The organism is Chelatococcus caeni (genome assembly GCF_014196925.1).
Lineage (GTDB): Bacteria > Pseudomonadota > Alphaproteobacteria > Rhizobiales > Beijerinckiaceae > Chelatococcus_A > Chelatococcus_A caeni.
Genome location: NZ_JACIEN010000012.1, coordinates 1 through 25,647, shown reverse-complemented (window position 1 = coordinate 25,647; position 25,647 = coordinate 1). Strand labels below are relative to the sequence as shown.

Annotated in this window: 28 protein-coding genes and 1 pseudogene; 20 read left to right on the top strand and 9 right to left on the bottom strand. The window is 61.4% G+C overall.

What is annotated here, in order from left to right:
* Positions 1–130 precede the first annotated feature (130 nt).
* From GGR16_RS25470 to GGR16_RS25450, 5 genes are all read left to right on the top strand, one after another.
* Positions 131–3,490 (top strand): strawberry notch family protein, encoded by a 3,360-nt coding sequence (locus tag GGR16_RS25470; RefSeq protein WP_246373333.1) that lies wholly within the window; start codon positions 131–133, stop codon positions 3,488–3,490.
* Positions 3,490–4,530 carry a DUF7146 domain-containing protein gene (locus GGR16_RS25465; RefSeq protein WP_183318942.1) on the top strand — a complete coding sequence of 347 codons (1,041 nt, stop codon included), beginning with the start codon at positions 3,490–3,492 and terminating at the stop codon, positions 4,528–4,530. The genes GGR16_RS25470 and GGR16_RS25465 overlap by 1 nt, the downstream gene beginning before the upstream one ends.
* 330 nt (positions 4,531–4,860) lie before the next feature.
* Positions 4,861–5,796 carry a DUF2493 domain-containing protein gene (locus tag GGR16_RS25460; RefSeq protein ID WP_183318940.1) on the top strand — a complete coding sequence of 312 codons (936 nt, stop codon included), beginning with the start codon at positions 4,861–4,863 and terminating at the stop codon, positions 5,794–5,796.
* Between the two features lie 162 nt (positions 5,797–5,958).
* Positions 5,959–6,375 carry a hypothetical protein gene (locus GGR16_RS25455; RefSeq protein ID WP_183318938.1) on the top strand — a complete coding sequence of 139 codons (417 nt, stop codon included), beginning with the start codon at positions 5,959–5,961 and terminating at the stop codon, positions 6,373–6,375.
* A 706-nt stretch (positions 6,376–7,081) separates the two neighbouring features.
* Positions 7,082–7,483, top strand: a complete 402-nt coding sequence (locus tag GGR16_RS25450; RefSeq protein ID WP_183318936.1) for a single-stranded DNA-binding protein — start codon at positions 7,082–7,084, stop codon at positions 7,481–7,483.
* Between the two features lie 132 nt (positions 7,484–7,615).
* Here the strand turns inward: GGR16_RS25450 and GGR16_RS25445 are convergent.
* The 3 genes and pseudogenes from GGR16_RS25445 to GGR16_RS25435 form a co-directional block, all read right to left on the bottom strand.
* Positions 7,616–7,858, bottom strand: a pseudogene (locus GGR16_RS25445) (TerC family protein); the annotation flags it as partial.
* A 258-nt stretch (positions 7,859–8,116) separates the two neighbouring features.
* Positions 8,117–8,698 (bottom strand): SLATT domain-containing protein, encoded by a 582-nt coding sequence (locus GGR16_RS25440; protein ID WP_183318932.1) that lies wholly within the window; start codon positions 8,696–8,698, stop codon positions 8,117–8,119.
* On the bottom strand, positions 8,688–10,013 hold the full coding sequence (locus GGR16_RS25435) for an SMODS domain-containing nucleotidyltransferase (protein ID WP_183318930.1): 1,326 nt from the start codon (positions 10,011–10,013) through the stop codon (positions 8,688–8,690). Before GGR16_RS25435 ends, GGR16_RS25440 begins: the two co-directional genes overlap by 11 nt.
* Before the next feature lie 291 nt (positions 10,014–10,304).
* Between GGR16_RS25435 and GGR16_RS25430 the strand changes: the two genes are divergently transcribed.
* On the top strand, positions 10,305–10,832 hold the full coding sequence (locus GGR16_RS25430) for an IS110 family transposase (RefSeq protein ID WP_183318928.1): 528 nt from the start codon (positions 10,305–10,307) through the stop codon (positions 10,830–10,832).
* Positions 10,833–11,561: 729 nt separating this feature from the next.
* Here the strand turns inward: GGR16_RS25430 and GGR16_RS25425 are convergent.
* The gene (locus GGR16_RS25425; RefSeq protein ID WP_108128021.1) at positions 11,562–12,281 is read right to left on the bottom strand and encodes a glyoxalase superfamily protein; all 720 of its coding nucleotides are present in this window, start codon (positions 12,279–12,281) and stop codon (positions 11,562–11,564) included.
* A 206-nt stretch (positions 12,282–12,487) separates the two neighbouring features.
* On the bottom strand, positions 12,488–12,991 hold the full coding sequence (locus GGR16_RS25420) for an Lrp/AsnC family transcriptional regulator (protein WP_108128022.1): 504 nt from the start codon (positions 12,989–12,991) through the stop codon (positions 12,488–12,490).
* Between the two features lie 132 nt (positions 12,992–13,123).
* Here GGR16_RS25420 and GGR16_RS25415 point away from each other — a divergent pair, with 132 nt between their 5' ends.
* A complete protein-coding gene (locus GGR16_RS25415) occupies positions 13,124–13,759 on the top strand; it encodes a LysE family translocator (RefSeq protein ID WP_108128023.1) in 636 nt (211 codons plus the stop codon).
* Between the two features lie 32 nt (positions 13,760–13,791).
* Here GGR16_RS25415 and ubiA read toward each other — a convergent pair whose 3' ends face one another.
* From ubiA to GGR16_RS25400, 3 genes are all read right to left on the bottom strand, one after another.
* Entirely contained in the window at positions 13,792–14,706 is a 915-nt protein-coding gene (gene ubiA, locus GGR16_RS25410) for a 4-hydroxybenzoate octaprenyltransferase (RefSeq protein WP_108128024.1), read from the bottom strand.
* 149 nt (positions 14,707–14,855) lie between these two features.
* A complete protein-coding gene (locus GGR16_RS25405) occupies positions 14,856–15,122 on the bottom strand; it encodes a conjugal transfer protein TraD (protein WP_108128025.1) in 267 nt (88 codons plus the stop codon).
* Position 15,123: 1 nt separating this feature from the next.
* Positions 15,124–15,450: a conjugal transfer protein TraD gene (locus tag GGR16_RS25400; RefSeq protein WP_183318926.1), complete on the bottom strand. Its 327-nt coding sequence runs from the start codon at positions 15,448–15,450 to the stop codon at positions 15,124–15,126.
* 171 nt (positions 15,451–15,621) lie between these two features.
* On the opposite strand from GGR16_RS25400, the gene traA reads away from it, so the two are divergent.
* The 7 genes from traA to GGR16_RS25365 all read left to right on the top strand — a co-directional run bounded on the left by traA (position 15,622) and on the right by GGR16_RS25365 (position 22,115).
* A complete protein-coding gene (traA, locus tag GGR16_RS25395) occupies positions 15,622–18,600 on the top strand; it encodes a Ti-type conjugative transfer relaxase TraA (protein WP_108128027.1) in 2,979 nt (992 codons plus the stop codon).
* 137 nt (positions 18,601–18,737) lie between these two features.
* Complete coding sequence (locus tag GGR16_RS25390) at positions 18,738–18,965, top strand: helix-turn-helix transcriptional regulator (RefSeq protein WP_018631404.1); 228 nt, start codon at positions 18,738–18,740, stop codon at positions 18,963–18,965.
* A complete protein-coding gene (locus GGR16_RS25385) occupies positions 18,955–19,272 on the top strand; it encodes a hypothetical protein (protein ID WP_242013863.1) in 318 nt (105 codons plus the stop codon). Before GGR16_RS25390 ends, GGR16_RS25385 begins: the two co-directional genes overlap by 11 nt.
* Before the next feature lie 13 nt (positions 19,273–19,285).
* Positions 19,286–19,540, top strand: a complete 255-nt coding sequence (locus GGR16_RS25380; RefSeq protein ID WP_072294780.1) for a type II toxin-antitoxin system HicA family toxin — start codon at positions 19,286–19,288, stop codon at positions 19,538–19,540.
* Positions 19,537–19,869 (top strand): type II toxin-antitoxin system HicB family antitoxin, encoded by a 333-nt coding sequence (locus GGR16_RS26350; RefSeq protein ID WP_108128028.1) that lies wholly within the window; start codon positions 19,537–19,539, stop codon positions 19,867–19,869. The genes GGR16_RS25380 and GGR16_RS26350 overlap by 4 nt, the downstream gene beginning before the upstream one ends.
* Before the next feature lie 43 nt (positions 19,870–19,912).
* Positions 19,913–21,550, top strand: a complete 1,638-nt coding sequence (locus GGR16_RS25370; RefSeq protein WP_183318924.1) for a recombinase family protein — start codon at positions 19,913–19,915, stop codon at positions 21,548–21,550.
* A gap of 28 nt (positions 21,551–21,578) precedes the next feature.
* Complete coding sequence (locus tag GGR16_RS25365; protein WP_183318922.1) at positions 21,579–22,115, top strand: transposase; 537 nt, start codon at positions 21,579–21,581, stop codon at positions 22,113–22,115.
* Positions 22,116–22,318: 203 nt separating this feature from the next.
* On the opposite strand, the gene GGR16_RS25360 is transcribed toward GGR16_RS25365, so the two are convergent.
* The gene (locus GGR16_RS25360; protein ID WP_152367876.1) at positions 22,319–22,537 is read right to left on the bottom strand and encodes a helix-turn-helix domain-containing protein; all 219 of its coding nucleotides are present in this window, start codon (positions 22,535–22,537) and stop codon (positions 22,319–22,321) included.
* Positions 22,538–22,692: 155 nt separating this feature from the next.
* Here GGR16_RS25360 and GGR16_RS25355 point away from each other — a divergent pair, with 155 nt between their 5' ends.
* The 6 genes from GGR16_RS25355 to GGR16_RS25330 form a co-directional block, all read left to right on the top strand.
* Complete coding sequence (locus GGR16_RS25355; RefSeq protein ID WP_183318920.1) at positions 22,693–22,944, top strand: helix-turn-helix domain-containing protein; 252 nt, start codon at positions 22,693–22,695, stop codon at positions 22,942–22,944.
* A 109-nt stretch (positions 22,945–23,053) separates the two neighbouring features.
* A complete protein-coding gene (locus tag GGR16_RS25350; RefSeq protein ID WP_183318918.1) occupies positions 23,054–23,311 on the top strand; it encodes a DNA -binding domain-containing protein in 258 nt (85 codons plus the stop codon).
* A 114-nt stretch (positions 23,312–23,425) separates the two neighbouring features.
* Entirely contained in the window at positions 23,426–23,650 is a 225-nt protein-coding gene (locus GGR16_RS25345) for a transcriptional regulator domain-containing protein (protein ID WP_183318916.1), read from the top strand.
* A 37-nt stretch (positions 23,651–23,687) separates the two neighbouring features.
* Positions 23,688–24,197: a DUF2285 domain-containing protein gene (locus GGR16_RS25340; protein WP_343059962.1), complete on the top strand. Its 510-nt coding sequence runs from the start codon at positions 23,688–23,690 to the stop codon at positions 24,195–24,197.
* Positions 24,198–24,332: 135 nt separating this feature from the next.
* Positions 24,333–24,611 (top strand): helix-turn-helix transcriptional regulator, encoded by a 279-nt coding sequence (locus tag GGR16_RS25335; protein ID WP_183318914.1) that lies wholly within the window; start codon positions 24,333–24,335, stop codon positions 24,609–24,611.
* A 17-nt stretch (positions 24,612–24,628) separates the two neighbouring features.
* The coding region (locus GGR16_RS25330) for a replication initiator protein A (RefSeq protein WP_210289715.1) at positions 24,629–25,647 on the top strand (1,019 nt) is incomplete at its 3' end.

Genomic DNA, 25,647 nt, shown 5'->3' with positions numbered 1-25,647 from the left:
CGACGGCTCGGTCTATGCCAAGCACGGCACGACCATCGACACGCGCCTGACCGTCATCGACAAGCTGCCCGCCGACGACCCGTCATCTTTTCCAGCTTCCCCCGGCGTCGCCTCCGACACCGCCACGCTGATGGGCTGGTTGGACGAGCTCCTGCCGGCACGGCCTCCGGTCGCTCCGTCCGTTGTCGTTCCTGTACCGGCCGTGTCTACGCCCCGCAGTGTACGCGGCTATCTGAACCGTGCTGCCAAAGCCGCTCCAGCCGCGCCGATGGCGGAGCCCGAGGGTCTGCCGCTTGCCTATGAGACCGTCGACTGGCAGGACGGCGAAGCAGGCCGGCTCTCCGATGCCATCTATGAGGAATACGGACTTCAAGCGATCCGTATCGCCGGCTCTCAGGCGCACCCGACCAAGCTCGTGCAGTCGGCGGCCATGGCCAGCGTCGCGCCGCCGAAGCCGAGCTACCGCCCGCGGCTCCCTGCCAATGTCCATGAGCTGCTCTCCGACGCCCAGCTTGAGACCGTGGTTTATGCCGGCGAGGCCCATTCCAACTATCTCGCCGGGTCCTGGACCATCGACGACACCTTCGATGTCGTCACCGCCGCGCGCGAGGATGCGAAGAACGCCGTCCGCTTCCGCCGCGGTTTCATGATCGGTGACGGCACCGGCGTCGGCAAGGGCCGTCAGTCCGCCGCGATCATTCTCGACAACTGGCTCCAGGGCCGCCGCAGGGCGGTGTGGATTTCGAAGTCGGACAAGCTTCTGGAGGACGCGCAGCGCGACTGGTCGGCGCTCGGCATGGAGCGATTGCTGGTCACGCCGCTGTCGCGCTTCCCGCAAGGCAAGCAAATCTCGCTGGCGGAAGGCGTCCTATTTACAACCTACGCCACGCTACGCTCCGACGATCGCGGAGAGAGGGTTTCGCGCGTCAAGCAGATCGTCGAATGGTTGGGCTCCGACTTCGATGGAGTGATCATTTTCGACGAGGCGCATTCGATGCAGAACGCCGGTGGCGGCAAGGGAGAACGCGGTGACATCGCCGCCTCGCAGCAGGGCCGTGCGGGCCTACGGCTCCAGCACGCACTTCCGAACGCGCGCGTCGTCTATGTCTCGGCGACCGGCGCCACCACGGTTCACAATCTCGCCTATGCCCAGCGGCTCGGGCTGTGGGGCGGCGAGGATTTTCCGTTCTCGACGCGCGCCGAGTTCGTCGAGGCGATCGAAGCTGGCGGTGTCGCCGCCATGGAGGTGCTGGCACGCGACCTGCGTGCGCTCGGCCTCTATACCGCCCGCTCGCTCTCCTTCGATGGCGTCGAATATGAGCTGGTCGAGCACACGCTGACGCCGGAGCAGACCCGCATCTACGACGCCTATGCCGGGGCCTTCGCGGTCATCCATAACAATCTCGACGCGGCCATGGAGGCGGCCAACATCACCGGTACCGAGGGCACGCTGAACAGGCAGGCGAAGTCGGCAGCCCGCTCGGCCTTCGAGAGCGCCAAGCAGCGTTTCTTCGGCCATCTGCTGACGTCGATGAAGACGCCGACCCTGATCCGGTCGATCAAGCACGATCTGGAGGAAGGCTATGCCGGCGTCATCCAGATCGTCTCCACCGGCGAAGCGCTGATGGAGCGACGGCTCGCCGAGCTTCCGACCGAGGAGTGGAACGACGTCCGCGTCGACATCACGCCGAGGGAATATGTCCTTGACTACCTTGCCCATTCCTTCCCGGTGCAGCTCTACGAGCCCTTCACCGACAGCGAGGGCAATCTATCGTCGCGTCCGGTCTATCGTGATGGCCAGCCCGTCGAAAGTCGTGAGGCGGTCGCCCGGCGCAACGCGCTGATCGAGAAGCTCGCCAGCCTGCCACCCGTGCCGGGCGCGCTCGACCAGATCGTCCAGCATTTCGGGATTGATACCGTCGCCGAGGTCACCGGCCGATCGCGCCGGATCATCCGAAAAACGAGCCCGGGCGGTGTCGATCGACTCGTGGTCGAGAACCGTGCGGCGGCCGCCAATCTCGCCGAGACGCAGGCCTTCATGGATGATCAGAAGCGCATCCTGATCTTCTCGGACGCCGGCGGGACCGGCCGCAGCTACCACGCCGAATTGTCAGCGCGGAATACGCGGCTGCGCGTCCATTATCTGCTCGAACCCGGCTGGAAAGCGGATGCCGCCATTCAGGGGCTCGGCCGAACGCACCGGACGAACCAGGCGCAGCCGCCCTTGTTCCGGCCGATCGCGACCGACGTGAAGGCCGAAAAGCGCTTCTTCTCGACCATCGCCCGCCGCCTGGACACGCTGGGCGCGATCACGCGCGGCCAGCGCCAGACCGGCGGCCAGGGTCTCTTCCGGCCCGAGGACAATCTGGAGTCGCACTATGCCCGCGATGCGCTGCGCCAGCTCTATCTGCTGCTGGTGCGCGGCAAGGTCGAGGGCTGCTCGCTCGACCGTTTCGAAGCCGCCACCGGCCTGAAGCTGATGGATTCCACCGGCATCAAGGACGATCTGCCGCCGATCACGACCTTCCTCAATCGACTGCTCGCACTCACCATCGAGCTTCAGGGCATCCTCTTCACCGCTTTCGAGCAATTGCTCAATGCGAAGATCGAGGGCGCTATCGCGTCTGGAACCTATGATGTCGGACTGGAGACGCTGACGGCGGAGCGGTTCACGGTGACCGACCGTCAGACCATCTACACGCATCCGGGCACCGGCGCGCAGACGCAGCTCCTCACCATCACACAGCGCGAGCGCAACCATCCGGTCACGCTCACTGCCGCTCTGGATCACCTCGGCGATCCCCGCGCGAAGCTCCTGATCAACGAGCGATCCGGGCGCGCAGCCGTCCAGATCCCGACCACCAGCGTCATGCTCGACGATGGCGAGGTCGAACGCCGCGTTCGTCTGCTCCGTCCGATGGAGGCGCACAATGTCCCGGTCCGGATGATGGGCGAGACCCATTGGATCGAAGCGGGCAATGATGTCTTCGCCGAGGCCTGGAATGCCGAGGTCGCGGAGGTGCCGGAATTCTCCGACTCGACCATCCATATCGTCACCGGCCTGCTGCTGCCGATCTGGAAGCGGCTGCCCAACGAATCCACCCGCGTCTATCGGCTCCAAACCGATGAAGGCGAGCGGATCATCGGTCGCAAGGTCTCGCCGGCCTGGGCCGCCAATGCAACCGCGACCGGAACGACTTCGCTCGCGCCGGACGATGCGTTCATGGCACTGATGGATGGCCGCACGATCCTCGACCTCGCCGAGGGTCTGCAGCTTCGCCGCAGCCGCGTCATGGGCGCCAACCGGATCGAGCTCACCGGCTTCGACGACACCATGCGCGAGCGTCTCACCGCCTATGGCCTCTTCCACGAGATCATCTCCTGGAAGCTGCGCATGTTCGTTCCGGTCGCTGACAACGGACCGGTTGTCCTCGCCAGGCTGCTCGACCGCTATCCGGTCGAGCGCGTCGGCGAACGGGAGGCCGCGTAATGGTGCGTCACGATGCCTCGGACCTCGCGATCCGTCTCGGCCGGCAGGCCGAGGCGGTGTGCCGCTATTACCTGTCCTCGGGCAACCGTGCCGGTCGCTACTGGGTAGTGGGCGATGTCCGCAACGCGCCCGGCCGCTCCATGTTCGTCCGTCTTACCGGCCCGGAAACCGGCAAAGGCGCGGCCGGTAAGTTCACCGATGCCGCAACCGGCGAACATGGCGACCTGCTCGACGTCATCCGCGAGACGCTGGGCCTGGTAGACTTCAAGGACGTGGCCGAAGAAGCACGGCGTTTCCTCTCTCTCCCGCATCCCGAACCGCAGGAAAGACCACGGAACGCTCATATCCATCCCGCAGCATCTGGGTCGCCGGAAGCGTCGCGGCGGCTTTTCGCCATGTCGCAGCCGATCAGCGGCACACTTGCAGAAACGTATTTCCGCAATCGCGGCATTACGGCTTTGCACGGAACCGGAAGTCTGCGCTTCCATCCGCGCTGCTATTATCGGCCTGACGAGCATTCGCCCACTGAGACCTGGCCGGCGATCGTCGCTGCCGTCACCGATCTTGCCGGGCGACAGACCGGCGCGCATCGCACCTGGCTCAACCCGGACGGCTTGGACAAGGCGCCTGTCGAGACACCGCGGCGGGCGATGGGCGATCTTCTCGGCCATGCGGTCCGTTTCGGGATCACCGGTGAGGTGCTCGCCGCCGGCGAAGGGATCGAGACCGTGCTATCACCCCGCATGGTCTTGCCCCATATGCCGATGCTGGCAGCACTCTCGGCCGCACACCTCGCCGCCATCCTGTTCCCGACGTCGCTGCGGAGGCTCTATGTCCTCAGAGATCGCGACCCGGCGGGGGACGTTGCGAGAGACAGCCTGATCGCCAGAGCTGAAAGCGTCGGCATCGAAGCCGTTGGATTGTCGCCAATGCGTGGGGACTTCAACCAGGATCTGCGCGAAGCCGGCGCCGATGCCTTGCGGGCGGCCTTGAAGGACCAGCTTCTTCCTGAGGATGTCGCCCGGTTCATGGAGGGCTGAGGGAGATCGGCAGGAGAAGACGCGCGCCGACCGTCCATCTTCACCTGCCGTCTTCGGACATCGGTGCGATTCCTGCCTGTCGTGGAGGCAGCGCCCACGGCCTTCTCGAGAGGGCGATCGGCCCACAAACGCGCCGGTCAGGCAATGGCCGCGTCCGGCTAATTTCCGCCGGCGAGGACGAGCCTCGCCTTTGCATCGCGAAGCAAATTAGCCGGACACGGCCATCAAGACCCTCGCGCGAGCGCGAGGACTGCCAGCCCGTCCCGCCCGTGGGCTTTCGACGCCTGCGAAGGCCGCGATGGGCGCGGCTTCAAACGAAGGAAGCACCCGATGTTGCACGAAGACGAAGATGCAGGTTTCGAACCGGTCCACACCTCTTCCCCCACCGATCATGTCCTCACCGAACTCCAGCTCTATGGCTGGCGCCCGTTTCAGGACGAAGCCGATCCGAGGCCGCTTCCCGAAGGCAATGCCGTCGCCGGCGCGGTCGCCGACATCTTCGATGCCCTGATCGTCACGCTGTGCGACACCCGCCTCGAACCCGACCTCGACGAATTGCTCTGGTCGACCGTCAATCTCTTCCACCGCGCCGCCAACCGGGTAGAACGCGAGCTCGACGACAACGAGCAGGCACAGCGCCGCCTTCAACGAGAACAGGATGGCAGCGAGGTGAAGTCCGTCGATCTGGAGCGCGTAACGGCAGAGGGCCAGACCCTGATCGAGCGGCGCAACAGCATGGAGCTCTTCCGCGATGTCGCCGCCGAGCAGTTCGAGCGCCACACCGGCACGCCCTGGCGTCCGCGCTCCGGCTCGATGGTCAACCATCGCAATCTGACCGCCGCGATGATCGACAGCCGCGACTTCCTTGCCGCAAAGCGCCGGGCGGAAACCGAGGTGATGCTGCCGGCCGGTCCCAAGGTCGCCGTCACCGGTGGGCTCGACTTCAACGATCACCGGCTGATCTGGGCGAGGCTCGATCAGGTCCATGCCAAGCACCCCGACATGGTGCTTCTGCACGGCGGTTCGCCCAAGGGCGCCGAACTGATTGCCGCGAAATGGGCGGATAACCGCAAGGTGCCGCAGGTCGCCTTCAAGCCCGACTGGACCAAGCACGGCAAGGCCGCGCCCTTCAAGCGCAACGACCAGATGCTGGAGGTCCTGCCGATCGGCGTCCTCGTCTTCCCCGGCACCGGGATCCAGGAGAACCTCGCGGACAAAGCCCGCAAGCTCGGCATCCCAGTGATGAAATTCGACGGCGGCGCTTAGAGCGCCGCCGCTCGGCGGTAGTTTAAGCCGCCGATACTTGACGGCGTAGGTCCCTCAGCCCAAGAATATCGTCTTGCAGAACCGGTTCGAAGCATAGTCGCAGGCGGAGCGATTCATCGGGCAGCCTGTCGTGATCTTTCCATTGATCATGTGGAGGTTCCCATGACGCTCATCCTGCTCGCCATCTCCCTCTCGATTGCGCTCTGCGTAATCGCTTTCAATTTCGCAACCTACGCTTTGCCCGTGATGGTCGGGATTGCGGCCTTCCAGCACGTCTACGCGACCGATGCCGGTTTCGTCATGTCGGGCTTGGCTGCCATCGGAGCCGCATTGCTCTCCGTCGGCCTGGTCATCGCCATTCTCGGCTTTGCCAAGAACCCGTTTCTGCGTCTCATTGCGCTTGCCGCCTTCGCCATACCAGCCTTCATCGCCGGCTATGCTCTTTTCCATGGCGTCGCCAAAAACGCCATCGACTCCGCCATCCTTCTCAACATGCTGTGTGGTACCAGCGGGCTGATCGTCGGCGTGGCGGCGATGGCCAATCTCAACGCCCTCGGCACGGTCGTCCTTTCGCGCTGACCCAACTGGATAGCTGATCCAGGTGGCCGGCACACAGACGCCAACGGTGCCAGGACACAGACGGGCAGCATCGTCGGCCAGCCCACGCTTTCGCCGCTTGTGAACCGCACACTCGGATTCCCTTGTCTGTTTCACAGGAATGACGACCCTCGCGACAGGTCCCAGCCGAGCTCTTGGTCAATCGGCAGCAATCGACCGTCTTGGAATAGGTGGTAACCGAGGCGGCTGGCGATCCCTCATACTTCACGGGCAAGCTGCCCCGATGCTCCGGCCGTTTAGGGATGCCGGTTCTCTTCAACCGGTGCCACCCGATAGCCCTTCGCGCTGAAGGCTCGGCCACGGACGAGTGATGGCCGCGAAGGGGACAGGCCGCGTGATGAATGTGGTGCTGCCGCCAGGGTAGTGGGGGGCGGATCCTTCGCAGTCCGTGTTGCGGATGAAGAGGAAGGTTCTGCTGGCTGTCCCCGTTCCAGTGGCTTCTTCTGAAGGACCAATCCCTCCTCCTGACTGATCCCCTAAGCCCGTTCGGTTTCTGACCGCAACCCGCGCGGCTCCGGACCGTGTTGGCGCTGAAGCGCCTGCCCGCTCCACTCCGGGCCTTACGGGTCAAGCTGACGCTCCGGCGTCAGTGCAGGCATCTCCCGACGGTCTTGGCCGGGCATCATCGGAGGGACGGTCCTTCCGAATGAAGCAACGGAGAACTACCATGCAGAACATCGTCATCCTCGCTGGCAACATCGGCCAGGACCCGGAAACCCGCACCACCCAAGGCGGCACCAGCATCACCCACTTCACGCTGGCCACCTCGCGCCCCCGCTACTCGGAAGGCCGTGTCGTCCGCGACGAGAATGGCTACCGGGTGCAGGACACCGAATGGCACCGCATCACCTGCTTCAACGGCCTCGGCAAGACGGTCCAGGAGCACTGCGAGAAGGGCATGAAGGTCCTGATCCGCGGCCGCATCCACTACACCAAGTGGACCGATCAGCAGGGCGTTGACCGCTACGGCTGCGAGATCATCGCCGAGACGGTCGACTTCCTCAGCCGGGCGAAGCAGACCCAGAACGACGACGGCAAGGTCATTGACGACGACGAAATTCCGTTCTGAGCGGGCGTCGAAGGCCCGGCGGCAACAGCCGCCGGGCAATCCTCATGGTCGCGGCTAGTGATCGGCACTAACGCAAGAGATTTCGGTGATCGCCCGCGTTTCCTCGTCGTAGGCCAAATTCATCCGATCCCGACCGAGATCCGACATCACGGCGCAGGTCAGCCTCACGATCCAGAAGATCGAGAAGAGCAGCACCACGCGCATAGCGGGCGCCAGCGACAGGCCGACGATGCGCGCCCTGTTGCGCTGATGGGACGGCAGCTTGTCCGCCAGCATCGCGATGAAGACCAGGTTGTTGATGCCGAGAACGACTTCGAGAACGATGAGGGTGACAAGGCCGATCCAGATACTTGAATCTGCCGTCGGCGCGATCATCGTGCGCGGGGCTCGCTTGGCGTGCGACCGAATCAGTCGGGGTTCATTTTCTTGCTGACAGGGCCTCAAACGCCGATTCTGGGTCGCTTTCCCAATCAACTCCGACTATAATAGATGGGGTATTCGAGCGCTCCTGCACAGCAACTTCGAGCCTGGTTGAAACATTTAGGAGTTTCACCGGCACCATGCGGAGCTAATCATCTAGTCGCCATAAAACCCCAATGTCAGATAGCCGGTGAGCGTGAAAGGGGCACGCGCTCATGTTCCTTCATCGGTCTTCGGTCGTCCGCCTGAACGTTTTAGTGATAGCGGTAGAAAACAATCTATCTCGTCAGCACTGAACGTCATGTCTTCCATTTTCTGAAGACGCTTCTGAGCCTCAACGTAGGCTTTGCCATCCGTTTGTGGCGCAGATTGATAGAGTGCGGCGAGCATAGTCTGCAACTCGTCACGACGCTCAACGGCCGCCTGCCGGTCAAGAGCCGGCAGATCCGTGAGGAGCGAAAGGTAACACTCGCGGACGTTCCACAGTTTCGCCGCGGCATCGCGGTGTTTCTGCGCGGTCGCGCCCAAATCGAAGTTCTTGAGGTAGGTTGTCACGAAGAGCGTCAGGAATGACACCAGAACCGTTGCGACCTCGAGCCACGTCTCATTCGTTACAACTACACCAACAGCGCCCGTGCTCGTCGCTGCGGTGAGGACGATCTGTCCAACCTTAAACCGATTGAGTTTTTTAGCGCAGTTGTCGGCCATCCTCTCGTGCGTCTTGTGAGTATAGACCACCCGACCGAAGCACTCGCGGATTTGATCCTCAAGGGTGATGTCATAGTCAAGCTGCATGGTCGCCTACTTCAGCGCTCTGTGCGCTAATGGGAACGAGGATGTCATCTCGCGCGACGACAACACCATTCAGGACCGCATAGCATTCCACAAGGTGGTTTCCCCGGAAGTCGGTGCTTTCACGCTGTTCCCAATTGCCATCGTCACGGATAATTTGGCCGCGGATCATGTCGCGCCGCTCAGCCTCGTCTCCTCGATTCAACACTTTCCAATAGATGTCGACGTCATCGGGGAGATCGGCGCCGTCCGCGACGAAGAATCGAAGTTTTTTCTTGCGCAGAAGGATGCCGTGCCGCTCGAGAAGGTCGAGCAAGCGTGTGGCCCGGAAGCCGTTCTGTGTAACCTCGCAGTCGATCCGCATCTCGTACCGGACATCCAACGGAAACCGATCCTCAACAAATTCCTCGGTGTTACGAAACGCTGCTTTGGCGAGCGTGGCTTCTGTTTCCGACTTGGATGCGGGAGCGGGATAGCCATTGCCGAACACGTCACGCCACTTCTGGCGCTCATTCGCCTGGCCGCTCGCCTCGATAGCCTTCAGGCAGAGTTCGTGGGCCTTCTTTGCCTTCCGCTCGAACCTCTTCTTTACCCGTACGCGCTGTCGGCTGCCGAGGGCGGCGTATTCCGACTGTTTGGGTTGGTCAGCCAGGAACTTGAAGAAATCTCGACACATATAATCGTAGTAGAGGTAACTTTTCTCGTCGTACTCATCGGTCGATTCAAGAAAGTTGTAGGCGAGTGTATCAATCAGAAGGCCGCCCATAGCCACGCCGTGCTTGTTCTTCCAAGCGCGAGCCATCTTACACAAGCGCCGGAGATTCCGATTCTTCCGCTCATTAGCCGCCCGCATCTCATCGAGTTCGGCTTGGGGCTTTGTGATCTTCCATGATCCTCCGTTCGCGGTGTCGGGATATTTGTAGCTTCCATCCGCCTCCCGAAAAGCGGGCATAACCTCAATATGGAAATCCTTATAGAGGACCCGCACAACTAGCCGATCGACCTTCACCGTTGTCGATGGATAGCGCGCCTTGATCGCATCCTTGGTGTCGCGAAGGAGCTCGTACTGTCCGCCATCCTTGTAGGTATCCCACTCAGAGGCCGGGACAATGTAGATCATGTCCAGATCGGAAATGCCCTTGATCGCCGTCCAGCGACCATAGGAGCCGACCTGAAGGCTGTTGGCAGTTTTCGACTCGGTATCTCGAAATTGCTTGTTCAGCGCGGAGGTGATCTCGCCATAGCGAAGCGAGATGGTTGCTGAGTTATCTACTTTGATGTTCTCGAGGAAAGTCCTGAAGTCGTCCGCGATGCCCACTTTGCCCCCTATCGGCTCTAGGGATGATGCACGCCGTAGTTTCCGAATCGACGAGCTGATGTTCCTATTTTGTGCTCTTGCTACCGTATCCGTCAAACCACGCAACATGATCTGCCAACAGAAAAAATGCTGAAGGCTTCGTAGCGATCAAGTTCACAATGGTAGTTTTCGTGCGAAGACCCCGCGTTGCGATGCTCTCTCGCAAAGAACGACTGAAATAGTCGTAGTTTACAAAGCCCACGAATTTTTGGCTAAGAGAAGTACCGGTCCTTGATTCTGGAGGGATTCGGTATGACCGAAAATCACTACATTGGCCTGGATGTCTCGGCGCGCACCGTGAATCTGTGCGTGGTAGATCATAGCGGCCAGGTTGTTCACGAAGCAAAGCTTACTTCCGAGCCGGAGGAAATTGCACAGCACATTCTGGCACTGCCCTTTATCGTTTATCGCGTTGGCCTGGAGGCTGGAATGCTATCGCAGCACATCTTCGGCACGCTCGCCGAAGCAGGCCTTCCTGTTATCTGCGTTGAAACCCGGCATATGAAAGCCGCCTTGGCGGCGCAGATGAACAAAACCGACCGTCACGATGCGCGAGGTATCGCGCAGATGATGCGGGTCGGGCTGTTCAAGGAAGTTCATGTCAAAACGCCGACCAGTCGGCGTCTGCGCGCAATCCTCACTGCCCGGCAGTTGCTGCGTAACAAACTCCAGGATGTCGAGAATGAAATTCGCGGGCCGAGAACGATAGAGATGATCACTACATTTTCGCTATGGCCCTCTCCGGGTGATAATTTCCATGAAGGAATCACGGTGATCTGAACGCCGCTTGACGGCCACGCCGAGGGATATGTCGCGGGTTTCGGGAATTTTGCAACGACGCGACAGAGGGATGACCCAGCTGAATGAAATTCAACGTATCGCATCGGCCGCGAGATTATTTATCGAACCAGTATGGCACCGCTGGCATCAATCGGGAGGTCGCACCGTGCATCCCCCGTCCAGACATATTTGCGGTAGAACCAGCTTGTTTCTACGGGATGTGCTGAGACATGAGGGGCATCCTGCCGAATGGATGAGCGGAACGCCATATGCCGGAAAAAGCGGGGCACCTGATGCAGCGTGCGGATTTTACTCTGGAGCGCAATGGGAAGGCCACGCCTGGGTCGTTTCCGGAAATATCATAGTTGACATAACGGCCGATCAATTCGGCTGGGATCCTATCGTCATCACATCGATTTCCGACACACGCTATGTTGGGTCCGTAGATTTGGCGGACCCCGCTGCCATAAAGGCACGTCATGAAACCATAGCGGCACTATGGCCTGAGTGGATAGGCTTCCGGTCGAACTTCGATCCGTCGCACAAATTCTATATATCGCGACAAAATAGGGATCACTGATTTTTAGGGAAAAATCTGTCGCAAAAGTCTCGTGCGAAAGTCTGACTTGCGCGGCTGACTTTTGCGACACATCACGGCAAGCTCCGCGGGACGAAGCTACCGCTTGCGATAGGAAGGCAAGCCCCTGCGATGGGACATGCCTTTGGCTGTTATGCTGCCGATGAGAAATCCAGATTGGTCGGCTTCATGAACAGCTTGCCACCGCCGGCCGTTACCGGCCAACCAGCCTGCGCCTCGCCAAACGTCAAGTTTTTCACGCACATGCTGCCGTAGCCGTTCAGGAGCAGACCATAATGGATGCTTGCCGCGCTATCGGGAACGTCGAGGACGATGCGACGGGTTGTCCAGTCGTTCGTGCCGCGCAAGGAACCTTCACCGACACGATCCAACATGTTGTCGAACCGGAGAACCTGCCCAAGAGACTGATCGACACGCATCCATATCGATGCCGCATCCGCATCATCGGTGCTGATCATAGCAGAAAGAGCCAGCTTTCGCTCCCGATAGGGTTCGGCGGTTATGCTCTGCATCATCACGCCGAAGCTATCTGATGGCAGGACGATGCCATCCGCGCGACCAGCACGGCAGGCTATCTTCGCGACACCGGGCGCTTCGGTGTCCATGCCAATCCGGTAGATTGAGCGGTCCGTATGTCGTGCAAGCTTCCAGCCTTCCGGCAGCGCGAGGTGATCCATCGACGCGCGATTCGCTGTCGCGGCAATCCGTGCTGAAAGCTGGTTCCAGTCCTTTAATCCGAACTGTTGCGCCACAAGTTCAAGGCATTCGCTGTGCGAGCGCTCTATTCCATTATGTGCAAGTGATTGTCGGAGATTTTTCGCCAGTATCTTGGCGTCCATGAAGCTGTGCATGCTCTGTTTCCTTAAAGGCGGAAACGCTTTCGCGCGCCGGTGCTCGCGTTGCCGACAATCCGCCCAAAGGGTCAGAGGTCATGCTATGCTGTGAGTGCATTCACCATTCCGACTTCGGATGCGAGCGGCAGGCTGCACCAGCCTCTCTGACAGCTTATCAACGGCGATGAATGACAGCAATGGGTTCAAACCGACTGTTGCGAAAGTTAGGATAATTGCGACGCCTCCGTACTCGGGAGATGATCGAGCGGGAGAGGTGCTTGGGATTTGACGGTCTGGATCGCAAAATTGCTGCGTATGTCGTTCACGCCCGGTAACTTGAGCAGCGTGCCGAGCAGGAAGCGTTCATAGGCCGCCAGATCGGGAACGACGACCTGCAACAGAAAGTCGGCCTCTCCCGATACCAGATGGCAGGACACGACCTCCCGCAAGGCGCGAACCGCTTCCCTGAACGCCGCTGCCGGCTCGTCATGGTGGCGCTCGACCTTGACGCTCACGAAAACGGTCAGACCAAGCCCCAAGCCCGCGCGATCGAGGCTCGCATGATAGCCGCCGATCACGCCGGACTGTTCCAGAATCCGCACACGCCGCAGGCATGGCGAAGGCGATAGCCCGGCGACCTCCGCGAGCTGCACGTTAGTCAGGCGGGCGTCCCGCTGCAAGGCGGCGAGGATACGGCGGTCGATGGCATCCAGCTTCAATTTTGGCATCCTTTAGCATCTTTAGCGAGAAGATTAGCATAACTCGCCAATATGTTCCTGCATCTCAGCACAACTTGCAAGGACATGCCCTCGATATTCACGGTAGCCTGAACCGAAACATTATCATCGGGGGGCGGGCTCATGGCCGATTTAGGATTGTTCATCGGGGCACTGGTCGTCGTCTATCTGGTGCCGGGGCCGGATATGGTTCTGATCCTGCAAACCGGCGCGACGGGGGGGCGTGGGCCGGCTATCGCTACAGCGGCGGGTCTGGCGCTCGCGCGAGCGGCGCACGTAACTCTGGCGGCGCTCGGACTTGCGGCCTTGCTCACCACAAGCCCGATGACATTCGAGGTCGTGCGCTTCGCCGGTGCGACCTATCTCATATGGCTCGGAATCCAAATCCTGCGTGCCCGGTCACTCCTGCCCGAAGCGACGGCAACGCAGACGCCAAGCCGGGCGCACTCCTGTGGATCGTGCTTCTATCAGGGGCTACTGACGAATATCCTCAACCCCAAGGCGCTGCTGTTTTGCTCTGTGCTGTTGCCGCAGTTCGTCCACGCCGGCCCAGAAAGTATGGCGGGGCAATTCCTGCTGTTGGGGGTGATCCTTGTTAGCGTGGGGCTGGCCTTCGATCTCGTGTATGCGAGCGCTGGTTTCGTTCTCGGCCGATGGATCGCCCGTCGTCCGCTGGTGCAGACGCTTCAACGATGGGTGTTCGCGACGATGTTGATCGGTTTCGGGCTTCGACTGGCCCTTTCGCCACGTCCCTTCTGACTCCTGTGTCCCGATATTAGGATTTGTGCGACTTACCAACTTCCTGCGAGGGCCGCGCCTGCCAGAAGAGCGCCAGTCAGGATATTCGACAGGAACAAGCGGTAATTCAGCTCCGGCCTTTTGAGGTCAACACGCCATGCCTGCCAAGCCAGATGGGCCGCGACAATGACCATGCCAACCGCGTAGAGCATCGACATATCTAGCAGCCAGCCCCCAACCGCCCACGAAACGACGGCGAGGGCATAGAACAGGCCAATGCAGGCTTTCCCGTTTCGGCCGAACAATATCGCGGTCGACTTCAAGCCCAAGCGGGTATCGTCCGCCACATCGACATAGGCGTAAACCGTGTCATAGCCGATCTGCCACGCTATTGCGCCGATCCACATAGCGACGGCCCCGGCCGGGATCGTTCCCGAAACCTCCGCCCATGCCATCAACATTCCCCAATTGAACGCCGCGCCCAAGACGGCTTGCGGCCAATGCGTGAAGCGTTTGCAAAGGGGGTAGATGAACACGAGCGGCAACACGCATATCGCTACGAGGCGCGTGAAGGGGGTCAGGAAAAACAGCAACAACGCAGCTAGGGCGAGTTCTGCGGCAAGAAACACTATTGCGCTGTGGAGCCGGAGTTGACCACTCGCCAGCGGGCGAAAGCGGGTCCGCTCCACATGCCCGTCAAACTTGCGATCCGCGATATCATTGACTGTCGAGCCGGCGCTTCGCATCAGGAACGCACCGAGACAGAACACCACCAGAAGCCAGATTTCAGGGAGCCCGTGGGCCGCCTGTATAAGAGCAGCCAAGCAGGGGAAAAGTGTAAGCCAAATGCCTACTGGCCGATCAATCCGGGCAAGTCTCGCATAGGGACGCCAAGAGATAGGCAATCGACGATCGACCCAATCTCCAAGGCGGATATCGCTCAAATCTGGACGGCTCGAAGTGGTCATCTGTATATCTCAATTATTGTCGCGAAAATCCCGAAACCCGCGACACAGTTTTCGGCCAAAACCTATGAAGTAGCAAGCATTTGCGCGGCGTTGCCGCGCAATGGCGGGCAGCGCTGCGATTGTGGTGTCTTCGCGCCGCCCGCCATCGGTCACGCCCGATCCTGATGCGATCGAATTCTGTCGTGTGCGCCTGCTGGCTGTCCCTCTGCGAACGCCTCCTTCCCCTTTCCGGCCCACAGTTCTCGCGCCCGTTCAGCATCTTCGCTCCTGAGCTTTTCGGCCATCCAGAGTAGTGCGCCGTAGGTCATGGCGCGGTCGTCGCCGGTCAATTCGACGATGCCCGACTTGACGACAAGACCGCCGAGCTCGATGAGGTGCCGCGTTCTCTTGCGGCGCTCGACCTGCCAGTTACGCATGTCATGCCGCGCCTGTGCCGCCTGATGCCGATTGCGGGCTGCCCGGTTGCGTTTGAGCGCTGCCAGTGTCGCGGTCAGTTGCCGTCGCTGATCGCCGCGATTTGCTGCGAAAGAACGCCGCCCCGCGCTTGGCCCATGCCTCTTTCCTTCCGGCATCGGTTGTTTCCGCTAAGACGATCAGCGCGCCAGCCAGTTCATCGACGGTGAGCGTATCGGCTCCGGTGGCGATGACCAGTTCGCCGAGTTGCTGCACCTTGCGCGTTTTCAGTTCCTTGGCCTTGTCTTCCAGCGCCTTCAATTCCGCGTCGTAGTCCCGTGGCTTGCGCATCATCATCTCCATAAGCTGTTGATGTGGCGATGATAGTTGTACAGGCGGCCGAACGCAGTATTGTTGCCGGGACGGTCTGGCACGGCCCGGTCCATCCCGAGATTTTTTCGAAGGAGGGCGCGCTTATACGTCGTTCCGACGTGCGCTTGACCGTGGCAATGCTTGATCGCGATGGCGATCTATCATCTTCACGTCAAGGTCATTGGCCGCAAGGCCGGAAGCAGTGCGGTGGCGTCCGCCGCCTACCGTTCGGCCTCGCGGCTGCGCGACGAGCGCATCGACCGCGTGCAGGACTTTTCCGCCAAGCGCGGCGTCGTCCATTCCGAGGTCATGCTGCCGGATGGCGCGCCCGAGCATCTTGGCGACCGCGAACGGCTCTGGAACGATGTGGAGGCGTTCGAGGTCAGAAAGGACGCCCAGCTTGCCCGCGAGGTCGAGTTCGCCATTCCACGCGAGATGACGCAGGCGCAGGGCATCGAGCTTGCCCGCGACTTCGCACAGGCGGAATTTGTCGATCAGGGCATGATCGCCGACCTGAATGTGCATTGGGACATCGGCGAGGACGGGATGCCCAAACCCCATGCTCATGTCATGCTCACCATGCGCGAAGTCGATGAGGATGGTTTCGGCCCGAAAGTCCGGGAGTGGAACCGCACGGAGATGGTCGAACGGTGGCGAGAACGCTGGGCAGAGCATGTCAACGAGCGGCTGGCCGAACTCGACATCGACGCCCGCATTGACCATCGCAGCCTTGAGGCGCAGGGCATCGGGCTGGAGCCGCAAAGCCAGATCGGCGCACCCGCGCAGCGGATCGAGGGTGAAGGCGTCGAAGCGGCAGACCGTGTCGAGATGCACCGCGAGATCGCGCGCAACAATGGCGACCGGGTCATCACCGATCCTTCCGTGGCGCTGGACGCGATCACACATCAGCAATCGACGTTCACGCGCCGGGACATGGCGAAGTTCGCACACCGGCACAGCGACGGCATCGACCAGTTCAACGAGGTCATCGGTGCGATGCGCAATTCGCCCGATCTGGTCGAGCTTGGGCAGGACGGACGCGGCGAGGACCGTTTCACCACCCGCGACATGATCGACGCCGAACAGCGTTTGCATCGTGCGGCGGAATTGATGGCCGAGAAGGAATTGCACGAGGTCAGCGACCGTGACAGAGAGGCCGCACTCGCCCGCGCGGAAGAACGCGGCCTTGTTCTTTCCGGCGAGCAGGCCCACGCGCTGGCACATGTGACGGACGGGCGCGATCTTGGCGTTGTCGTCGGCTATGCCGGCACGGGAAAGAGCGCCATGCTTGGCGTGGCCCGCGAGGCATGGGAAGCGGCGGGCTTTGAGGTTCGCGGCGTTGCCCTGTCCGGCATCGCTGCCGAGAATCTGGAAGGCGGATCGGGCATATCCTCGCGCACCATCGCCAGCATGGAACACGGCTGGGGACAGGGCCGCGACATGCTCACCAGCCGCGACGTGCTTGTCATCGACGAGGCGGGCATGGTCGGCACGCGGCAGATGGAGCGCGTTCTGTCCCATGCCGCCGAGGCTGGCGCAAAGGTTGTTCTGGTCGGCGATCCGCAGCAGTTGCAATCCATCGAGGCGGGCGCGGCGTTCCGGTCTATCCACGACCGTCATGGTGGCGTGGAAATCCATGAGGTGCGACGCCAGCGCGAGGACTGGCAGCGTGACGCGACCCGTGATCTGGCGACAGGAAGAACCGGCAATGCGATCAGCGCCTATGACCGTCACGGCATGGTGCATTCCGCCGAAACGCGCGAGCAGGCGCGCGGCGATCTGATCGACCGCTGGGACCGCGACCGGCAGGCATCGCCAGACAACAGCCGCATCATCCTCACCCACACCAACGCCGAGGTCCGCGAACTCAACGAGGCGGCCCGTGACCGGATGCGGGCGGCGGGTGATCTGGGCGAGGACGTGCGCGTGACCGTCGAGCGCGGCGACCGGAATTTTGCCAGCGGGGATCGCGTCATGTTCCTGCAAAACGAGCGCGGTCTTGGTGTGAAGAACGGCACATTGGGGACCATTGAGCAGGTCAGCGCGCAGAGCATGACCGTGCAGACAGACGATGGCCGCTCTATCGCGTTCGACCTGAAAGACTACGACCGGATCGACCACGGCTATGCCGCGACCATCCATAAGGCGCAGGGCATGACGGTGGATCGGACGCATGTGCTGGCGACACCGGGCGTGGACACCCATGGCAGCTATGTTTCCCTGTCGCGCCATCGCGACGGCACGGACCTGCATTATGGTCGCGACGACTTCGCCAGTCAGGACAAACTCGTCAACATCCTGTCGCGTGACAGGTCGAAGGACATGGCGACGGATTACGACCCGGCGCAGGATTATGCCGAACGGCGCGGCATCACCTTCCGCGCCCGTGTCGCACAGATCATGCGCAGGCTGATGCCGGAACGGATGCGCGATGCTGTCAATGACATGCTCGACCGTCTGCACCAGCATGACAACGCCGCGCCTGGTCGCGAGGCCGTGCAGCACCCGGAAAGGGAAAGCGCCGGGAAGACAGGACCGGAACGGCAGGCCGGGGAAGACCCGGAGACCGCGTTGCGCCGTGCCCGTGGCCGGGCCTTTGTCCGTCATGCCCGTGCCGTGGACACGATCTTCGGGGCGCAGGCGCGAGACATGGCCGCCACACCCGAACAAGTGCAGGAACTGCACGAAGCCCGTGCCGGATTTGACGATGTGCGTCCTCACGGTTCCCGCGATGCCGAGGCGGTCTATAAACGGAATCCCGACTTTGCCGCCGATGTCGCCTCTGGCGATCCTGATCGCGCCGCGCCTGCAAGGCGCGCTCTGCAACTGGAAACCGAGATGCGCCAAAATCCCGAACTGCGCGCCGACCGCTTCGTGGAGCGGTTCCGGGACCTCAAGCAGACTGGCGACCGCCAGTATGCGGCAGGCAACTATTCCGGCTACAAGGCCGCGCGAGCAGAGATGGGCAACATGGCAAAAAGCCTTGAGCGCGATGCGCAGATGGAATCCCTGCTCGAAGGTCGCAAGAAGCAACTCGGCATCGACATGGATTTCGACTCAGGCATGAGGCTGGGGCGGCAACTTTCCCTCAGTCATGGCCTTGGCAGAGGCCGGGGCATCGGATTGTAGAGCGAAGAACTTTCCTATTTGCCGCCGTTTCTACGCCATAGCCCTACGCTGCCTAAATATCAGTTGCACAACGATAAATCACTGTTCTGTCTGGTCTCTGCAATAGCCAGAAACACCCAGCAGGAGGCAGCGCAGCCATGCGTCAACCAGACCGTATCGTCCGTTTGAAGACCGTTCTCGCCCGCACCGGGCTGTCCCGGTCCACCATCTATCGCAAGATCGCCGAAGGCACCTTTCCAGCCCAGATCAAGATCAGCACCAATGGCGCGGGCTGGAAGGAATCCGACATCAATCGCTGGGTCGCCAACCCTGCCGGATGGCGGCAGCGCTCGTTCAACGAATTTGATTTCCTCGATGACTTCTGACCGCAGCGGCGACCACAAGCCGGTGACGGCATCCCGTTCCCGGCGCACCGAACGACCGCCTACGGCGTCGGAGCAGCTTGAGGAATTACTGGGCTATCCGTGGCCGTTCCCCGGCAGGCCGCCCAAACATGACCTCAGCACATGGACCGTAACCGACGACTGGCCCGATCCCGTTCCGGTCACGGAAGCCGAAATCGAGGTGTTCGAACGATGGTTCAGCGATCTCTTCGATGAAATGTTCGGCCCCGACACCGGATCGCCCGACACAGGGCCTGAGATTGATCTTGAAAACGGTACTACAAAATGATACTGGATACTCCATGAAAAAGCGTCACAGAGCCACGCTGGAACTGATCTTCGCCCGCCCGGTCAACGGCTCGATCCGCTGGGCCGATATAGAGGCGCTGTTTGTAGCCCTCGGGGCGGAGGTCAGCGAGCGGGAAGGTTCGCGCGTCGGCGTGTTCCTGTTCGGCGAAGTGCGCGTCTTTCATCGCCCGCATCCCTCACCGGATACGGACAAAGGTGCGGTTGCCAGCATCCGAAAATGGCTGGACGAACACGGAGTAAAGCCATGAACAATGTCGTCGAAATCAATGGCGAGAAGGCGGTTATCGCTTTCGATCCCGAGATTCAGATGCTGCGCGGCGAGTTTGTAGGCCTCAATGGCGGGGCCGACTTCTATGCCGAAAGCGTCCACGATCTGATCGAGGAAGGCCGCAAGTCGCTGGCCGTTTATCTCGAAATGTGCCGGGAGAAGGGTATCGAGCCGCGCCGGAAGTTCTCCGGCAAGTTTAATGTCCGCCTCACGCCTGACGACCATGCCGCCGCAGTCATTGCCGCAGCAGCATCGGGCAAGAGCCTGAATGAATGGATCGTCAGGACCATCAGGGAGGCCGCAGAGTAGCGGCCCCATTCGGGACACAACCGGCTTTGAAAGGAAACAGATTATGACCGCTTCTACCGTGCCGCTACGCGCCGCCCTCTATCTGCGTGTTTCGACGGCGCGGCAGGCCGAGCATGACGTTTCCATTCCCGACCAGAAGCGGCAGGGCGAAGCCTATTGCGAGTCACGCGGCCTGCAACTGGTCGAAACCTTTATTGAACCCGGCGCATCGGCGACCAATGACCGCCGCCCCGAGTTCCAGCGCATGATCGAGGCCGGAACGTCGAAACCCGCGCCCTTCGACGTTGTGGTGGTCCATTCGTTCAGCCGGTTCTTCCGCGATCACTTCGAGCTTGAGTTCTATGTCCGCAAGTTGGCGAAGAACGGTGTGAAGCTGGTTTCGATCACTCAGGAAATGGGGGACGACCCCATGCATGTCATGATGCGGCAGATCATGGCGCTGTTCGATGAATATCAGTCCAAGGAAAACGCCAAGCACGTCATGCGCGCCTTGAAGGAGAACGCGCGGCAAGGCTTCTGGAACGGCTCGCTACCTCCTATCGGCTATCGCACCGTCGCCGCCGAACAGCGCGGGGCTAAGACCAAGAAGAAGCTGGAGATTGACCCGCTGCACGCCGATACGGTGCGGCTGATCTATCGCCTTGCCTTGGAGGGCGACGGCACCACCGGCCAGATGGGCGTCAAGAACATCGTCTCCTATCTCAACAGCCGCCGCATCTTCACCCGCGATGGCGGGCGTTGGGGCATCGGGCAGGTGCACCGCATCCTGACCCGTCGCACCTATATGGGCGAGCATGAGTTCAACAAGCGCTCCAAAACCAAGGAATTGAAGCCGGTCAGCGAGATCGTGACGGTTCCGGTCCCCCCCATTATCGACAAAGATACGTTCGAGGCGGTTCAGAAGCTGCTCAAGGCTCGTAATCCCAAGGTCATGCCCGCCCGCGTCATCAGCGGCCCAACCATGCTGACCGGCCTGATCCATTGCGCCAAGTGCGGCGGGGCCATGACCATCCGCACCGGCAAGGGCGGGCGCTATCGCTACTACGCCTGCTCGATGAAGGCGCGGCAGGGGCCGACCGCCTGCGAAGGCATGGCCGTGCCGATGGAAAAGTTGGACGATCTTGTCGTCAATCACCTTGAGAAACAGCTTCTCCAGCCCGAGCGGCTGGAAACCGTGCTTGCCGCTGCGCTCGACCGCAGGGAAGAACACGCTGAGCGCCGCCGCGAGCATATCGCCGAGTTGAACAAACGCTCAGCCGAATCGGAATTGCGCCTCAAACGGCTTTATGACGCCATCGAGGCAGGTGTTGCCGATCTGGACGACCCGGCGCTGAAAGATCGTATCGACGGCCTCAAGGCCATCCGCGATCAGGCCAAAGCTGATGCCGAGCGTGCGCAGGCCATGCTCCAGAACACAGGACAGAAGGCGGTGACGCCGCAGATGCTGCGCAAGTTCGCCACAACCGCCCGTGAGCGTATTAGACTGGAAAGCGGCGGCTATCGTCGCGACCACCTTCGCGCGCTCGCGCAGCGCGTCGAGGTCGCGGAGGGCGAGGTTCGCATCATGGGATCGAAGTCCCGGCTGCTACAGACGCTTGTGGCGGGAAGTTGCGTAAATTCAGTGCCCACTCAGGGACTGAAGTGGCGGGCTGATCCGCGACTTCGGCTATCATCTGGGTAAGGTCACGGCTCGCGATTTCGAGCCGCGCGTGCGCGAGTTGACCGCTGACACGGATCTGCACGTCGTCACGGATACGCTTCTGGCGGCGAGGCGTGGATTGCGGGAGCAGTTTGGCAGATTGGATGATCTGCTGGTCAAATTGGCGCGACAGGATGAATTGACCCGACGGTTCATGACTGTGCCAGGTGTGGGGCCTCTCGTCGCGCTGACCTTCCGGGCCACGGTGGATGTTCCCACGCGCTTTATGCGATCTCGGACCGTCGGTGCCCATTTTGGCCTGACGCCGCGCAAGCAGCAATCTGGTGAGGTCGATCGAAGCGGCAGAATCTCCCGGTGGGGCGACGCCATGATGCGCAGCCTGCTCTACGAGGGCGCACAAGTGCTGCTGACTCGTGTGAAGAGATGGTCGGCGTTGAAGGCTTGGGCAATGCAGGTGGCGCGACGGCGCGGTCACAAGAAGGCGATCATCGCCTTAGCGCGGAAAATCGCCGTGATCCTGCATCGCATGTGGATCGACGGAACAGAGTTCGAATGGGGAGAACGGCGACAGCCTGCCTCCCTATGACACGAGTTCGGCCGGGGATCACCTGACCGAAGCATCTCCCCGCGAGGGGACGGGGAACGGCGAGTGCGCAAATACGACTTGACCGCCAAGGTCTGCCAAGGCGATGTCGCATAATAGATTGTCCCGCCGGCTTCCTCTGATCCCATCCTGTGGCGGTCGAGTGCCGACCACGAAGAGAAGCATGATCCTCGCGGGAGTGCTCATCAAGTCTCGTCGTCGGGTGCAACCAGTTCGACATGACTGACCTCGAGGGCTTGGGCGAGTTCGTAGAGCGTGATCACGGTCGGATTCCTCCGACCGCGTTCAAGACTGCTGAGGTACTGTTGGCTGAAACCGGAACGAGCTTCGACCTCTTCCTGCGTCAGGCCCTTCTCCCGACGCAGGCGGGCGAAGTTCCGGCCGACCAGTTTGCGCATGTCCATGCGCAAAGCGATGGCAATTTACACACTTTAAGTTTATCAACTATAGTATGTAATTGACGATTGGAGGACTGATGAGGCTCGTGCGCTCGGCACGGACCGAATAGAGAAGCCGTAGTTCTGGCGTGACGGTTGGTGCCGGTGGGAGGTGATCATGCATGATCACCGCCCGACAAACACGGGCCGCGCGCGCATTGCTTGGGTGGACACAGGAGATGCTCGCGGACAAGGCCAAGGTTTCGCTGACCGCGCTCAAACGCATGGAGTCGGCAAGCGGCCTTCGTGTGTATGAAAGCACCAGTGATCAAGTGCGCAGAGCCTTGGAAACCGAAGGCATCGCCTTCATCAATTCGGGTCGGAACGAAGGGGTGATGATCGTCGATGCGCAAGAATCCGCTGAACGCAAATAGTTTCACTCAGCCGGACGGACGCACTGCCGCCCCATTGTCACCTTCGGCCTGTAGATATGGTTAAGGAAGCCTAGTCCGATCAAAGGATGCTACGTGCTTTTTACTGACGATGATTGATTACCTCGACGAAGCCCCCACGAGCCTGGCGCTCACCGAGTATGACCGCCAGCATATCAAACTCTACGCCCGCTTGCTCGACGCGGAGGCCGACGGCGCCGACTGGCAGGAAGCCGTGCAGGTTCTTTTCAGGATCTGTCCGATCGCGGAACCCGAGCGTGCCCGCCGCGTCCATGACAGCCATCTGGCGCGCGCTCACTGGATGACCGAACACGGCTACCGGCAGCTCAGGCGCGAGCGCCCGCACTGAACGCCTCCGTTGTTCTGCAAGCAACAGGCGTTGCCACTCGCATCCTTCCAAAGCAATTGAATTCGCGGAATCAATTCGCTCTTAACGCGCATTCGCTGCACAGGAAGGATCATCATGACGCCAGATACGAGAGAATGGCGCTCATCAATTCCATATGACTATTGGGACGACGCCGATATAGACGCGCTTGCCTGGGAATGCCTGCGCCGCAATCCAAAATACCAGCGGGACTATGCAAATATCGCTAAGACTCCCGTGAGAGGGGACAACGAAACCGAAGCGATCGGCAATCGCTGGGGCCTGCGATTTCCCCGCCCGCCCAAGCCTAAGCGCCCTTGAGCAACCCGTCTTCTGGACCCCGGAAACCGACACAAGCGTGCTGCATATCGGTCCCGCACCAGAACTGGTTCAGATCGGCCCGCTCGTTCTCGGAGATATTGACATGGAATTCCAGCAAACCGCGTTCGAAGGTCTGCATTTGTCGGCTTTCACCGAGAGCGGCCGCCTCCATTTGATCGCGCTGAACAAACTCAGGCCTGACCAGCCGATTGCCGCCATCATACCGCTCGATGCTCATAGCCTCGATCGGATCCAGGCCCTGACGCGCCTGTGGCGCAGTCTCCATGGCCTCTCTGTTCCGCGGGATATGCGCATGACAGCCCAACAACGCCGCCGCCTCAAGAACATGCTACGCGCCGTCGACGCGCGCATGCACAATGCCGACTACCGCGAGATCGCCGAAGCCATCTTCGGCGTCGAGCGCGTCGCCAGCGACCCCTGGAAGACCTCCCCGCTGCGCGACGCCGTGCTCGATCTCGTCAAGGACGGCTTCGCCATGATCGAAGGCGGCTATCGCAAGCTGCTTCGCCACCGCCGCCGCAAATAGCCGGCACTACGATCACGGGTGTGCGTTTTTAGCACCCTTAAGTTCGCACTCCCCCCTCGCAATTCTTCTTCGCCAACGTGGCCTTCGTCCCGCCGCTAAGCGCCAGCGGCTCCAGCGAACGCCACGGAGGCCCCCATGACCACCAATCTCGCGACCCTGCCGCCGCGCTTCCTGCGCACCAAGGAAGCGGCCGAATTCCTCAGCCTGTCGGCACGCACCCTCGAAAAGCACCGCACGTACGGCACCGGGCCGGCCTATCGCAAACTCGGCGGCCGCGTCGTCTACGCCATCGACGATCTCGAAGCCTGGGCCGAGCGCGGCGTCGTCACCTCGACCTCCGATCCGCGCGGCCGCGTCCTGCCCGCAAAGCGGCATGAGCCCGTACCGGCCCATGCCGGCCGTCACGCCCGCTGATCCTTGCGGTTTCCTCAATGACGGCGCGGCATCGCCCATCTCAGGAGCGAGGGCAGCTTGATCTGTTCCATGCGCTCCCGGGCGATTTCGCGCCCCGCGACGCGCAGGATCTCATGGCCTATCCGTTCTTCTCCCTCTCCAAGAGCCACCGCACGGCCCCGATCGATTTCGTGGCGGGCGACGTCACCATCCGCGTCGAGGCGGTGCCCGATCACGGCATGGCCACGATCTGGGACGCAGATATCCTGATCTGGGCAGCAAGCCAGATCGTCGAGGCGCGCGACAAGGGTCTGCGCACCTCGCGCCTGATGGCCGCCACGCCCTATGAGATCCTCAACTTCATCGGCCGCGGCGTGTCGCTGCGCGACTATCAGCGCCTGAAGGCAGCGCTCGACCGGCTCCAGTCGACCACCGTCGCCACCTCGCTCCGCCAGCCGGCCGAGCGCCGCCGTCACCGCTTCTCCTGGATCAATGAATGGCAGGAGCGCACCGATCGATACGGCAAGCCCGCCGGGATCGAGCTGATCGTGCCGGACTGGTTCTATCGTGCCGTCCTCGACGATGCGCTCGTGCTCACCATCGACCGGGCCTATTTCGACCTGACAGGTGGGCTCGATCGCTGGCTCTACCGCCTAGTGCGCAAGCACGGCGGCAGGCAGCGCCATGGCTGGCGTTTCGACTTCCGGCATCTGCACCAGAAATCCGGCAGCCTATCGCCATTCAAGCGCTTCGCCTTCGAGCTGCGCAGCATCATCCAGCGCCAACCCTTGCCGGGCTACACGCTGTTTCTGGAGGTCGAAGTCGGCGGCCGCCTGCTGCTCGCTTTTGAGCCGTCCGGCGCCTGTGCAAAACCTGTGGATGGCCTCGTGCTATCGGGAACCCGGGATATCGTGCTATCAGGAACCGGAGGCTCGTGCTATCGGGAACCCAAACAGGGTCTAAGAGTCCGTTTGAGAATGGTGTCAGTGGCTGATCCTGCGCAGCAGCAGGCTTCCCATGGCGACGTGGATCATGGCCTCGGACACGTCGATGCGCT

Coding starts and splice junctions, on each gene's coding strand:
- GGR16_RS25415 (WP_108128023.1), top strand. CDS start 13,124: ATGGCCGATTTAGGATTGTTCATCGGGGCACTGGTCGTCGTCTATCTG.
- GGR16_RS25450 (WP_183318936.1), top strand. CDS start 7,082: ATGCAGAACATCGTCATCCTCGCTGGCAACATCGGCCAGGACCCGGAA.
- GGR16_RS25420 (WP_108128022.1), bottom strand. CDS start 12,991: ATGCCAAAATTGAAGCTGGATGCCATCGACCGCCGTATCCTCGCCGCC.
- GGR16_RS25460 (WP_183318940.1), top strand. CDS start 4,861: ATGTTGCACGAAGACGAAGATGCAGGTTTCGAACCGGTCCACACCTCT.
- GGR16_RS25440 (WP_183318932.1), bottom strand. CDS start 8,698: ATGCAGCTTGACTATGACATCACCCTTGAGGATCAAATCCGCGAGTGC.
- GGR16_RS25470 (WP_246373333.1), top strand. CDS start 131: ATGGGCTGGTTGGACGAGCTCCTGCCGGCACGGCCTCCGGTCGCTCCG.
- GGR16_RS25430 (WP_183318928.1), top strand. CDS start 10,305: ATGACCGAAAATCACTACATTGGCCTGGATGTCTCGGCGCGCACCGTG.
- GGR16_RS25465 (WP_183318942.1), top strand. CDS start 3,490: ATGGTGCGTCACGATGCCTCGGACCTCGCGATCCGTCTCGGCCGGCAG.
- GGR16_RS25360 (WP_152367876.1), bottom strand. CDS start 22,537: ATGGACATGCGCAAACTGGTCGGCCGGAACTTCGCCCGCCTGCGTCGG.
- GGR16_RS25405 (WP_108128025.1), bottom strand. CDS start 15,122: ATGCGTAACTGGCAGGTCGAGCGCCGCAAGAGAACGCGGCACCTCATC.
- GGR16_RS25350 (WP_183318918.1), top strand. CDS start 23,054: ATGATTGATTACCTCGACGAAGCCCCCACGAGCCTGGCGCTCACCGAG.
- GGR16_RS25335 (WP_183318914.1), top strand. CDS start 24,333: ATGACCACCAATCTCGCGACCCTGCCGCCGCGCTTCCTGCGCACCAAG.
- GGR16_RS26350 (WP_108128028.1), top strand. CDS start 19,537: ATGAACAATGTCGTCGAAATCAATGGCGAGAAGGCGGTTATCGCTTTC.
- GGR16_RS25455 (WP_183318938.1), top strand. CDS start 5,959: ATGACGCTCATCCTGCTCGCCATCTCCCTCTCGATTGCGCTCTGCGTA.
- traA (WP_108128027.1), top strand. CDS start 15,622: ATGGCGATCTATCATCTTCACGTCAAGGTCATTGGCCGCAAGGCCGGA.
- GGR16_RS25370 (WP_183318924.1), top strand. CDS start 19,913: ATGACCGCTTCTACCGTGCCGCTACGCGCCGCCCTCTATCTGCGTGTT.
- GGR16_RS25355 (WP_183318920.1), top strand. CDS start 22,693: ATGATCACCGCCCGACAAACACGGGCCGCGCGCGCATTGCTTGGGTGG.
- ubiA (WP_108128024.1), bottom strand. CDS start 14,706: ATGACCACTTCGAGCCGTCCAGATTTGAGCGATATCCGCCTTGGAGAT.
- GGR16_RS25345 (WP_183318916.1), top strand. CDS start 23,426: ATGACGCCAGATACGAGAGAATGGCGCTCATCAATTCCATATGACTAT.
- GGR16_RS25385 (WP_242013863.1), top strand. CDS start 18,955: ATGACTTCTGACCGCAGCGGCGACCACAAGCCGGTGACGGCATCCCGT.
- GGR16_RS25380 (WP_072294780.1), top strand. CDS start 19,286: ATGAAAAAGCGTCACAGAGCCACGCTGGAACTGATCTTCGCCCGCCCG.
- GGR16_RS25425 (WP_108128021.1), bottom strand. CDS start 12,281: ATGCACAGCTTCATGGACGCCAAGATACTGGCGAAAAATCTCCGACAA.
- GGR16_RS25390 (WP_018631404.1), top strand. CDS start 18,738: ATGCGTCAACCAGACCGTATCGTCCGTTTGAAGACCGTTCTCGCCCGC.
- GGR16_RS25400 (WP_183318926.1), bottom strand. CDS start 15,450: ATGCGCAAGCCACGGGACTACGACGCGGAATTGAAGGCGCTGGAAGAC.